This is a genomic window from Corallococcus sp. AB018, assembly GCF_003986945.1.
GTDB classification, from domain to species: domain Bacteria; phylum Myxococcota; class Myxococcia; order Myxococcales; family Myxococcaceae; genus Corallococcus; species Corallococcus exiguus.
The window spans coordinates 1-12,037 of the sequence record NZ_RAWR01000275.1; the positions used below are offsets into that span (position 1 = coordinate 1).

At 69.2% G+C, this 12,037-nt stretch carries 8 protein-coding genes; 6 read left to right on the top strand and 2 right to left on the bottom strand.

What is annotated here, in order from left to right; translation table 11 throughout:
• Positions 1-70: 70 nt before the first annotated feature.
• The 4 genes from D7Y11_RS37950 to pyrF all read left to right on the top strand — a co-directional run bounded on the left by D7Y11_RS37950 (position 71) and on the right by pyrF (position 5,096).
• Entirely contained in the window at positions 71-1,309 is a 1,239-nt protein-coding gene (locus D7Y11_RS37950; protein WP_120581073.1) for an arylsulfatase, read from the top strand.
• A 140-nt stretch (positions 1,310-1,449) separates the two neighbouring features.
• The gene (locus tag D7Y11_RS37955) at positions 1,450-3,264 is read left to right on the top strand and encodes a hypothetical protein (protein WP_126936120.1); all 1,815 of its coding nucleotides are present in this window, start codon (positions 1,450-1,452) and stop codon (positions 3,262-3,264) included.
• Positions 3,265-3,468: 204 nt separating this feature from the next.
• Positions 3,469-4,230, top strand: a complete 762-nt coding sequence (locus D7Y11_RS37960; RefSeq protein WP_126936121.1) for an SDR family NAD(P)-dependent oxidoreductase — start codon at positions 3,469-3,471, stop codon at positions 4,228-4,230.
• Between the two features lie 14 nt (positions 4,231-4,244).
• A complete protein-coding gene (gene pyrF / locus D7Y11_RS37965; RefSeq protein ID WP_126936122.1) occupies positions 4,245-5,096 on the top strand; it encodes an orotidine-5'-phosphate decarboxylase in 852 nt (283 codons plus the stop codon).
• 40 nt (positions 5,097-5,136) lie between these two features.
• Here pyrF and D7Y11_RS37970 read toward each other — a convergent pair whose 3' ends face one another.
• Positions 5,137-7,710, bottom strand: coding sequence for a penicillin-binding protein 1A (locus tag D7Y11_RS37970; RefSeq protein ID WP_120581069.1), 2,574 nt, complete (start codon positions 7,708-7,710; stop codon positions 5,137-5,139).
• A 30-nt stretch (positions 7,711-7,740) separates the two neighbouring features.
• On the bottom strand, positions 7,741-8,703 hold the full coding sequence (locus tag D7Y11_RS37975; protein ID WP_121781816.1) for an RluA family pseudouridine synthase: 963 nt from the start codon (positions 8,701-8,703) through the stop codon (positions 7,741-7,743).
• 44 nt (positions 8,704-8,747) lie between these two features.
• Between D7Y11_RS37975 and D7Y11_RS37980 the strand changes: the two genes are divergently transcribed.
• Both D7Y11_RS37980 and D7Y11_RS37985 read left to right on the top strand, forming a co-directional pair.
• Entirely contained in the window at positions 8,748-10,223 is a 1,476-nt protein-coding gene (locus D7Y11_RS37980; RefSeq protein WP_167548061.1) for a pentapeptide repeat-containing protein, read from the top strand.
• A 280-nt stretch (positions 10,224-10,503) separates the two neighbouring features.
• Positions 10,504-11,922 carry a DUF3943 domain-containing protein gene (locus D7Y11_RS37985; RefSeq protein WP_233607527.1) on the top strand — a complete coding sequence of 473 codons (1,419 nt, stop codon included), beginning with the start codon at positions 10,504-10,506 and terminating at the stop codon, positions 11,920-11,922.
• Positions 11,923-12,037 lie beyond the last annotated feature (115 nt).

Genomic DNA, 12,037 nt, shown 5'->3' on the forward strand with positions numbered 1-12,037 from the left:
CCTTCCGGTTGTCCGCCGCCCGCCGCGCCCCCATCCCTACGCGCGAACACAAACACCGGAGCGTGCCTGCATGGCGACGAAGCCCGCGAAGAAGAAGCAGCCCAACATCCTGGTCATCTTCGGAGACGACATCGGCTACTGGAACCTCAGCGCCTACAACCTGGGCGTCATGGGCTATCGCACGCCGAACATCGACCGGCTGGCGAAGGAGGGCGCGCTCTTCACGGACTACTACGCCCAGCAGAGCTGCACCGCCGGCCGCGCGGCCTTCATCACCGGGCAGTGCCCCTTCCGCACCGGCCTCACCAAGGTCGGCATGCCGGGCGCGAAAGTGGGCCTCCAGCCGGAAGACCCGACCATCGCGGACCTGGTGAAGCCCCTGGGCTACATGACCGGCCAGTTCGGCAAGAACCACCTGGGCGACCGCGACGAGTTCCTGCCCACCGTGCACGGCTTCGATGAGTTCTTCGGCAACCTCTACCACCTCAACGCGGAGGAGGAGCCGGAGAACGTGGACTACCCCAAGGACCCCGCGTTCCGGCAGCACTTCGGTCCGCGCGGCGTGCTCAAGAGCAAGACGGACGGCAAGGGTGGCCAGACCGTGCAGGACACCGGCCCGCTGACGAAGAAGCGCATGGAGACCGTGGACGAGGAGTTCCTCGGCGCGACCCTGGACTTCATCGACCGCGCCCAGAAGGACCAGAAGCCCTTCTTCATCTGGTTCAACACCACCCGCATGCACATCCACACGCACCTGAAGAAGGAGTCCCAGGGCAAGACGGGCATCGGGCTCTTTCCGGACGGCATGGTGGAGCACGACGGACACGTGGGGCGGCTGCTCGACAATCTGGACCAGCTGGGCATCGCGGACGACACCATCGTCGTCTACACCACCGACAACGGCGCGATGACGAGCATGTGGCCTGACGGCGGCATGACGCCCTTCCGCGGAGAGAAGGACACCAACTGGGAGGGCGCGTTCCGGGCCCCGTGCGTCGTGCGCTGGCCCGGCGTCGTGAAGCCCGGCACGCAGATCAACGAGCTGTTCTCCTCCGAGGACTGGCTGCCCACGCTGGTCGCCGCCGCGGGCGAGCCGGACGTCGTGCGGAAGCTGCTGGAGCGCTCCGAGGACTCCGTCGGCTACTTCTCCTGGATGATCGACCGTGCCTTCGTCCTGGTGCCCGCACAGGCGATGGTGGGCCGGTTCCTGGCCACCTTCCGGGAGTTCCCGTCGCGCCAGCACCCGTCCAGCTTCTCCATCGACCAGGTGATGGCGACGATGGAGAACGGCGCCGCCCCCGTCCACTGAGGACGGCCCGCGGCGCGGAGGCGGGCGCTACGCCTTCGCGCCGCGCTGGACGGTGTTTCCAATCCATCTTCGCGAGGAAACACGCCTTGTGCGTCCCGGGAGTATGAGTCATCCAGGGCCCCTTCCCGGAACCTCGCGACATGACCGTCTCCCCTTCCCCGGACGTGCAGGACGCAGCCCCTCGCGGCAGGCGCTGGCGCCGCGTCGCCCTGTGGGCCGTGGTGGCGGTGGCGGGGCTGGAGGTCGCCATCAACGTCGCGCTCAACACGGGCGTCACCCAGGCCATCATGGGCCGCGCGACGGACCGCACGCAGCTGACGTGGCAGCGCGCGTGGTGGCTGTGGCCCGTGGGCCGGCTCCACCTGAAGGGCTTCACGCTCACCCAGCAGGACTCCAACGTCTGGTGGAAGGTGGAGGTGGACGCGCTGGAGGCGGGCATGTCCCTCACGGGCCTGCTGCGCAAGCGCGTGGACGTGGACGGCATCGACGGACACGGCGCCAGCTTCCACCTGGAGCCGTCCGGCGTGCCCGAACAGCCGTCCGACTCGAACAGCAAGCCCTGGGTCATCCACCTGAAGGACGTCACGCTGCACCAGGTGCGCGAGCTGGACTTCAGCCGCGTGCGCTTCGTGGGCGCGCTGGACGTCACCGGCACGCTGAACCTCCAGTCCCGCGAACGGCTCCAGGTGGACCTGCCCTCGGTGCGCGTGGCCGAGGGCTTCATCGAAGTGGACGGCAACCGCGTGGCGCGGCTGGAGTCGCTCGACTCGCGCGCCCGGCTCGACGCGCCCTTCCAGGCCGACCAGGGCTACGACCTCTCCAAGGCCCTCGGCGGCCAGGTGAAGACGCGCATCGACGTGCTGCCGCTGGACTGGATCAACGACCAACTGGGCGCGAGCGCCCCCGTGTCGCTGCGCGGCGGCGCGGGACGGGTGGACCTGGACGTGCGCATGGAGCGCAACACGCTGGAGCCGGGCAGCCAGCTGAAGGCCTCCGGTGAAGCGCTGGAGCTGCGAGCAGGCCCCGTCCGGGCCCGGGCTCCGTGGAGCCTCCAGGCGTCCATGGACGAGGCGCCGAAGGGACAGCCGTCAGGCTCGCTGCGACTGGCCTTCGCGCCCGTGCAGGTGTCGGGCCCCAAGGGCTACGACCTGGACGTGCCAGAAATCGCCCTCACCGTGAAGGCCCGGCGGCGTGAAGGTCGGCCCGGACTGGACCTGGAGCCCGAGCTGCGCGTGGCGAAGAGCAAGCCCCTGGACCTGCGCGTGCTCAATCCCTGGCTGGGCCAGACGCTGGAAATCGACGCCGGCCACGTGACGGTGCGCAGCGAGGAGCCCTCCAAGGGCGCGAAGGCGCGCAACGCCCTGGAGCTGCGCATGGACACGAACCTCGTCTCCGGACGCATGGGGCCCAACAAGGTCCTGCTGCGCGCGGAGGTGGAGGTGGACGCGCGGCACCTGTCCTGGGACATGACGGAGCTGGGCTTGAGCGGGACGACGCTGCGGCTCAGGGACGTGTCCTCCAACGGCAACGTGCCCATCCGCGCCTGGAGCGGGAACTTCACCCTGCCGCGCGCCAGCCTCTCCCTGTCCCCCACGGTGCTGAAGGCGCGCTTCGCGAGCCAGCTCACCGACACGCAGCCCATCGTCGCGCTCATCACGTCATCCAAGAAGCTGCCCGGCTTCCTCACGTCCCTGCTCAACATCCCGAAGGTGGAGGTGACGGGGCAGGTGCAGATCGACGAGCGCGGACTCCAGCTGCGAGAGCTGAAGGCGAAGGGCGAGGGCTTCTCGCTGGAGGGCCACCTGGACCTCGTGCAGGGCGACATCACGGGCGCCCTGCTGGCGTCGCTGGGCGCGGTGACGGGCGGCATCGAACTGCGGCCCGGAAAGCACGACCTGCACCTCTTGAACGCGACGGAGTGGTTCAAGGGCCAGCCGGTGCCGCCGTTCCGCTGAAGCCCCGTCACCGGGGAGGATGGGCCTGGGAGTCGGCGGGTCTCACGTAGGCCCGGAGCAGGTCCAGGTCGTCGTCCACCACCCAGGGTGTCAACGCGTTGGCGTCAGCACCTCGTCCTCCGGTGGGGGGAAGGTGTTTTGCGTGCCCTCGGACGCGCAACCGTGCGACAAGGCGGGCCGCTGCGACACCCTTCGGAGGACGGCATGGCGGAGATGACCTACCGGACGGCGCTGGTGACTGGCGCCTCGAGCGGCCTGGGACGTGGACTGGCCCTGTGGCTGGCGAAGCACGGCGTGCGCGTCTTCGCGACGGGCCGGCGGCTGACGCACTTGCAGGCCCTCTCCGCGGAGGCCCAGGCCGCGGGCTGCGCGGTGGAGCCCATCGTCATGGACGTCAGCGCCTCGGAGGCCTCCCAGGAGCGCATCCGCGCCATCGACGCGGAGTGCGGCGGGCTGGACCTGGTGGTGGCCAACGCCGGCATCGGCGGGCCCACGCACGGCAAGCGCATGGACTGGGAGCGCACGCGCTCCATCATCGACACCAACGTCACCGGCGCCGCCGCCACGCTGTGCGCGGTGCTGCCGCAGATGGTCGAGCGCCGCCGGGGCCACATCGTCGGCGTGTCCAGCCTCGCGGGGATGCGGGGGCTCGCGGGCCACGCCGCCTACTCCGCGTCCAAGGCCTTCCTCGCCACCTTCCTGGAGAGCCTGCGCGTGGACCTCAAGGGCACCGGCGTCCAGGTGACGTGCGTCTACCCGGGCTTCGTGAAGAGCGAGCTCACCGCGAAGAACACCTTCCCCATGCCCTTCCTCATGGAGACCGAGGACGCGGTGGAGCGCATGGGCCGCGCCATCTTCACGGGCGCCGCGGAGGTGAGCTTCCCCTGGCAGCTGGCCACGCCCATGCGCTTGCTGAAGGTCATGCCCAATCCGCTGTTCGACGCCACCGCGCGCCGGTTGAAGTGAGCGGAGGCCCTCCCATGACGACCCCTTCCTTCGCACAGCGCTTCGCGAAGCTCGCCGATGAGCGCTCCCCCTTCTGTCTGGGCCTGGACCCGTCCCGCGACGTGCTCGCCCGCTGGAACCTGCCGGACACGGTGCAGGGCCTGTCCGACTTCTGCGACCGGCTGGCCGACGCGTCCGGAGAGACGCTCGCGGTGGTGAAGCCCCAGAGCGCCTTCTTCGAGCGCCACGGCCCCGAAGGGCTCGTCGTGCTCCAGCGCGTGCTCAAGCGCTTCCGCGCCGCGGGCACCCTCACGCTGCTGGACGTGAAGCGCGGCGACATCGGGTCCACCATGGACGCCTACGCGGAATCACTGTTCGGCAAGGGCAGCGCCTACGACGTGGACGCCGCCACCTTCACCGCGTACCTGGGCCTGGGCGCGCTGGCGAAGACGGTGGAGCGCGCGCGGGCCCACGGGGCCTGCGCCTTCGTGGTGGTGCGTTCGTCCAACCCGGAGGGCGTGCCCGTGCAGAACGCCGTGGGCGGCGACGGGCGCACCGTGGCCCAGGCGGTGGCGGACGGCCTGCGAGAGCTGAACGAGAAGGCGGGCCCCGGCGTGCTGCCCGCGGGCGCGGTGATGGGCGCCACGCTGCCTCCGGCCGACCGCGACGTGGTGGAGCGGCTGGGCGGCGCGCTGCTGCTCACGCCGGGCATCGGCTCGCAGGGCGCGGGCTTCAACGACTTGCCCAAGCTCTTCTCCGGCCGCGAGCGGCAGGTGCTGCCCACCGCCGCGCGCTCCGTGCTGGAGGCAGGACCGGACGTGGCCGCGCTGAAGAAGGCCCTGGAAGCACATCAGGCGCCCTCGCGTACGTTCCGCGAAGGCGCCTGAAGGGCACTGCTCTCAAGGCTGAGTCGACGAGGCGCGCGGGCTACTGCGCGCCCATCATGAACTGGTCCACGCCGACCTGGTTCTTGTCGGGCACGGCCTCCTTCGGCTCGGTGCCCTTCTTGAAGAACATCAGCTCCGCGCCCTTGGCTCCGGGGCTGGACACCTTGCCCGTCTTCTTGTCGATGTAGAGCCGCGCCAGCTGCATGGACTGCCAGGGGTAGAACTCCGACTGGGGCCGGCCCTCCAGCGCGCGCTTCATGTAGTTGAGCCAGATGGGCAGCGCCGCACGGCCACCCGTCTCGTAGCGGCCCAGCGGGTGCGGATTCAGGTCGTAGCCAACCCACGCCACCGTCACCAGGTCCTTGGTGTAGGCCGCGAACCACGCGTCGAAGGAGTCGTTCGTCGTGCCCGTCTTGCCCGCCGCCGGCTTGCCCAGCTTCTGCGCGGGGCCGCCGGTGCCCTGGAGCACCACGCCGCGCAACAGGTGCGTGAGGATGAAGCCCGTCTCCGCGCTCATCACCTGCTCGCCCGGCTCGAAGAGGCGCGCGTAGCCCGCGGCCACGCGGTCCTGCAGCGGCGCCCACGCGTCGTCGAACGCGGTGTGGTCCTCCAGCGTGCGGCCGAAGCGGTCCTCCACCTTGCGGATGAAGTACGTGGGCTTCTTGCGGCCGTAGCGGTTGAAGGTCGCGTACGCGCTGGCCAGGTCGAACGGGTACACGCAGGACGAACCCAGCGCCGCGGAGAAGTCCATGTTCATGGGCGTCGTCAGGCCCAGCTTCTTGGACCAATCCGACATGTTGTGCACGCCCACCGCGCCGAACGTCTTCACCGCGGGGATGTTCATGGAGTTCACCAGCGCCGTGCGCAGCAGCACGTCACCCACGAACTCCTCGCTGTAGTTGGCCGGCTTCCACGACACCTTGTTGTCCGGGTCGTGCTCCACGATGGGCGAGTCCACGATGACGGTGGCCTCCGTCCAGTTCAGCTGCTCCAGCGCCGCCGAGTACACGAACGGCTTGAAGGACGAACCCGGCTGACGGCACGCCTGGAACGCGCGGTTGAACTCGTTGTCGTCGAAGTCGTAACCGCCCACCATCGCGGTGAGGTACTGGCGATGCGGGTCGATGGAGACCAGCGCGCTCTGCGCCTCCGGCGTCTGCTCCAGCCGGAAGAGCTTCACGCCCTCCTCGGGGATGTCCTCCGCGAGCTTCTTGTCCCACTGCTCCTTGTCGTCCGTGAGCTCCTTCTTCACCACGTTGCGAAGCACCACCACGTCACCCACCGCCACGGCCTTCTTGACGGAGGTGATCATGCTCGCCGGGTAGTAGCTCTCCGGGTTCACCTTGCGCGCCCAGCGCATGCCCAACAGCGGCAGCCGGCCCTGGTGCGGCCCCACCTGCACGTCCGCGCCCTTGCCGTCGTCGTCGATGCGGGTGACGACGCCCATGTAGAGGCGGTTCTCGACGAGCTCTTCCTTGCCCATCGCCTTCTTCGCCTTGGCGATGAAGGCGCTGCGCTCAGGCTCGGTGGCCAGCTGCATCACCGGACCGCGCCAGCCCTGGCGCTTGTCCACGGACATCAGGCCGTCCAGCACGGAGTCCTGCGCCGCGCGCTGCCGCTCGCTGTCCATGGTGGTGAAGACCTTGAGGCCCTCCTTGAGCAGCACGGGGTTGCCGTAGCGGTCCACCACGTCCTTGCGCACCTGCTCCACGAAGTACGGGGCGAACTCGTGGAAGACGTCCTCCACCGGGTACACCTTCACGGGCTCCGCGTTGGCCTGATCATGCTCGGCCTTGGAGATCATGCCTTCGACCAGCATGCGGCCCAGCACGTAGGAGCGGCGCTTCTTCGCGGCCTCCGGACGCAGGAAGGGCGAGTAGCGGCTGGGCGCCTGGGGCAGGCCCGCGATGAGCGTCATCTCCCCCAGCGTCAGGTCGCGCACGTCCTTGCGGTAGTAGTTCTCCGCCGCGCTCTGCACGCCGTAGCTGTGGTGCCCGAGGAAGACGTTGTTCAGGTAGAGGTAGAGAATCTCTTCCTTCGTCAGCGCCTGCTCCAGCCGGAAGGCGAGGATGGCCTCGCGAATCTTGCGCTTGGGCGTCTTCGCGGTGGCCTCCTTGTAGCCCTCCGCGGAGATGAGGACCGCCTTCGCGGTCTGCTGCGTGAGCGTGGAGCCGCCCTGCACGCCGCCGGCGCGCAGGCCCAGCTTCGTCATCACCGTCTTGGACACGGCGCGCGTGGTGCCCAGCACGTCCACGCCGAAGTGGTCGAAGAAGCTGGAGTCCTCGCTGGCGATGAACGCCTGCACCAGCCGCTTGGGGATGCGCTCGTAGGGCACCACCTTGCGCCGCTCGTTGTAGAACTCGCCCGCGAGCACGGCGTCGTCGGTGTAGACCTCCGTGACGATGGGCGGCCAGTACTCGTCCACCTTCGGGATGGCGGGCAGCCCGTCGGAGAAGACGTAATAGGCGCCCACGACGGCGAGCACGCCCGCGGTGGCGCCCATGAGGCCCAGCACGGCGACGAGCTTCATCAAGCGCAAGAGGATGTTGCGCTTGGGCGGAACGCCGTCGAGCACCAGCTTGGAGCGGCTGCGGTCAATCTTCGGGTCGGCCATGCGTGTCGTGTCGAGTCCTGGGCTCAAGGCTTAGAGGAGCGCCGCCCGCTTCAGCACGTCCGTCAATTCGGCTGGCATGGGGGTCTCCACGACGACCCTCCTGTCATCCTCGGGGTGCGGAAATTCGATGCGCTCGGCGTGCAGGAACAGACGTTTGAGCCCCCAGCGCGCCCGCACGTCGCGGTTGAAGGCGAAGTCTCCGTACTTCTTGTCACCCGCCACCGGGTGGCCCACGGCGACCAGGTGTCTTCTTATCTGATGAGTGCGCCCGGTCTCGATGGTGCAGGAGAGGAGGGCTGCCTCGCTCGACTGGCGCACGACCTTCCACCGGGTGACGGCCTCCTGCATGTTCACTCCCCGACGGGCCTTGGATTCGGCCGTCTGCTGGTGCTCGGCGAGCGGCAGGTCGATGACACCCGAATCCCTGGGCATCTTCCCCTTCACCAGGGTCAGGTAGCGCTTCTTCGGGTGGCCGTGGGTGAAGATTTCCGTGAAATGCACCATCGCCGGGCGCCGCTTGGCCACCAGGATGACGCCGGAGGTCTCCCGGTCCAGGCGGTGGGCGGGTGAGGCGGTGAAGTCGTTGCGGGTGGCCTTGGGGCCCAGGTAGGCGCGGACGTAGTCCACCAGGGTGCCCCCGGTGATGCCGCTACCGGTATGGACGGCCATTCCGCTGGGCTTGTCCACGGCCATGAGCCAGTCGTCTTCCAACAGGATGACCAGCCGGGAGGGGTCTACCGGTGGTGGCGGGGGAGGCGGACGGTCCGATTTCGGACGCTCCGCGAGGGTGAGTTGCTCTTCGGTGCCGCGGATGGTGAGCACGTCTCCTTCGACAAGCAACTGCTCTGGCTGCGCGCGCTTGCCGTTCACTCGCACCTTCTTGGTGCGGATCATCTTGAAGAGGTGGCTGACCGGGACGTTGGGCATCCGCTTGCGCAGGTGCTTGTCCAGCCGCATCCCGACTGTGTCGGCTTCGATTCGGTACTCGATCATTTGTGCTGGCGCCTGGACCAGACCACACGAATAATTCGCGGTCCATGCCGAAAGCCCCAACTATCGAGAAGCTGCTGCAGAACGGTTCCGCCGAATGGAACAAGCTGCGCAAGTCCGGCCAGGCGCCCACCGGCCAGACGGGCGCCACGTTCACGCAGCTGTTCTCCGCCAACGCCGACCTCTCCGGACTGGAGCTGGTGGGCTCCGAGTGGGAGCGCTGTGACCTGTCGAAGATGAACTTCCGGGACACGGACCTCACCAACGCCTACTTCCACGGGGGCCGCCTCCAGGACTGCGACTTCCGGGGCGCCAACCTGGAAGGCTGTGTCTTCGAGAAGCTCAAGCTCCTGCGCTGTGACTTCACGGGCGCCAAGGGTCTGGAAGACCTGGAGATGGACGACGTGGACATGGACCGCGTGACGGGCCTGGACGGCGAGGAAGCCCCGCCGCCCCCGCCCCCGCCGGTCCAGGGCATCACGGCGTTCACCCGTGAGCAGCGCGAGAAGATGCTCGGCCAGTCGCACCTGGGCGGCGCGATGGACGGCGCGGCTTCCCCGCACCCGGACGAGCTGCCCCCGTTCCGGCCGCAGGATCCGCCGGGCTCGCTCTTCTTCCGCGCCCTCAAGCGCGTGGGCGCGCCCCCGCTCTGGGTGCTGGACGTGCCGGGCCTGCGTCCGCTGCTGCCGCAGCGGCTGCCGCCGGGCAGCTCCCTGGAGACCCTGTACCGCGAGGCGGTGAAGACGCGGCTGGAGAACAAGAAGCCCGCGGCGGACCCCGGCGCGGTGGAGCGCGCGCAGAAGGCGCTGCGCATGGGCGGCAAGGAGGCCAACGTCGCGGCGGTGTACCTGCGCGAGGTGGGCGTGCTGCCCCTGTTCCGCTTCGCCGCGGCGAAGCAGCTCAAGGCGGAGCTGCGCACCGAGGTGGAGGTGGACGACCTCACGGGCTCCGTGGATCCCCGCACCACGGGGGCGCTGCTGGAGCTGCGCCTGACGCACGAGGTGGTGGAGCACCTGCACGAGGTGCGTCGCCGGCTGGCGGCCGCGCAGCTGTACTCGTCGCTGCTGGAGGCGGGCTTCAACCCGGAGAACAACTGGGACGAGGCGCTGGAGTCGGCGGACGCGTCGCTGGAGCTGGCGAACGCGGCCACGGGCGAGGACCGGCAGACGCTGCTGGAGGGCTTCCAGGTGTTCGCGGCCCTGCCGGAAGAGGCGCGGCTGCGCCGCCTGGCGTACCTGGCGGAGTCCGTGACCAACCTGGAGCTGCTCAGCCGGCTGCCGGAGGGCATGGAGCCGCAGTGGCTGTCCGGCCCGGAAGTGCGCGAGTGCCACGAGCGCGAGATGACCTACGTGCAGTCGCTCAAGGCGCAGGACATCCCGGCCAAGGTGCCGGCGCTGGGCAAGGCGGAGCTGGGCGTGCCCGAGGGCGAGGTGCCCGAGGAGAGCGACGACGACCTGTTCGTGCACGTGCGGTGCGACGTGTGCGGCAAGGAGAAGCTCATCGTCCAGTCGCCGGAGGCGTAGTGCCCCACCTCCCGCGGCGCGGGAGCTGAAGCAGGAGAAGGCCCGGTCGGAGCGCCCCGCGCGCATCCCGCCGGGCCTTTTCATGTCGTGCGCCGCCTGTGTGCAGGAAGCCGTGCCTCTCTCATCCCCAGGGGAGGCGGGGTTTCATCCCGCGCCCGGCTCCCTACCTTCAGGGCACGCGGCGTGGCACCGCGAGCGAGGGTGCGGCGGGCGGGATATGGGGCGAGCCAGGCGCGGACGGGGGCACTGCGGAGAGGGAAGTCCGTGGCCTCTGGGTGGCGTGCTGTTCGCCTGCGGCCTGCTGCTGGGCGGGCCTGCCTTCGCCCAGGAGGAGCGGTGCGAGGACGCCCCTCCCCTTCCCCCTGACGCTCCCGCGCGGGCCGGGCCGCCAGCGGATGCCCCGCTGAACGAGGAGACCGTCCGCGAGGACGCGTCCCGGAAGAAGTTCCACCCGTGGCTCGCGGTGGGGGAGATCACCGCCATCAACCTGTTCGTCTGGACGTGGGACCGGGTCCTCGCGAACAAGGAGTGGGCGCGGGTGGGCCCGTCCACGTGGAAGGAGAACCTGACCACGGGCTTCGTCTGGGACGCGGACGGCTTCCTCACCAACCAGTTCGCGCACCCGTACCACGGCAGCCTCTACTACACGGCAGCGCGCGACAACGGCGTGCCCTACCTGGCCGCCCTGCCCTTCACGCTGTTTGGCAGCGCGCAGTGGGAGCTGTTCGCGGAGAACGAGTCGCCGTCCGCCAATGATCTCATCAACACGTCCGTGGGCGGCATGGCCATTGGCGAGGGGCTCTACCGGCTGTCCTCGCTGGTGCTCGACACGGAGTCCCGGGGCGGCGAGCGCTTCGTGCGCGAGCTCGTCGCCGCCGGCATGAGCCCCGTGCGCGGCTTCAACCGGGTGGTGCGCGGCGACGTGACGCGCCAGGAACCCACGCCCTCGGAGTGGCGGCCGCGCGAGCTGTCCATCTGGGGGGCCTTGGGCTACCTCAAGCTGGGCGACGGCCGGCCGCTGATCTGGGGCGAGAACCAGTTCTTCCTCCAGCTCGACATGCGCTACGGCAACATGTACCGGGGCGACTTCCACCGCCCCTTCGACGCCTTCGACGCGCGGGTCCAGTTCACCACGGCGGAGAGCAGCCTCATCAGCCACTCGAGGCTCCAGGGGATGATCGCCAAATCGTCATTCTGGAAGACGGAGAAGGACGAGCTGCGCCTGGGCTTCCTCCAGCAGATCAGCCACGTGGACACGAACGCGTACGAACTGGGCGGACAGTCCCTGCAGCTGGGCCTGCTGCACGAGCGCCATTTCAACGCGCGCTCGAAGCTGAGGACCGCGCTGCTCGTGGACGGCAGCCTCCTCACCGGCATCTCCTCCGAGCACAGCGGCAAGGCGAGCCGCAATTACGACTACGGCCCCGGCCTGGGCTTGAACCTCCAGCTCACGTACATGCGCGGCGCCTGGGAGGTCGTCACGCTGGAGGCGAGCACCTCCCACATCGTGGTGCTGGACGGATCCGACGGCTCACACCAGGTGTTCACCGGCCAGCTCCAGGCGGACATCCCGGTGTTCGAGCACATGGGGCTGGGCTCGGAGCTGAACTGGTTCCACCGCCACAGCCGCTTCGACACCTACCCGGACGTGCTGAAAGACGCGTACCAGTTGCGCGTCTTCGTCTCCGTGCACTACTAGCCGTCGCCCTCGAGGATGAGACCCGGGGGCGCTTTCCAACATCTGGCTGCTTACCTTCCGGAAGCGCGGCATGGGGCCGTGCGCGGAGGTGCGGGCGGACCGGATGGGGTACGGC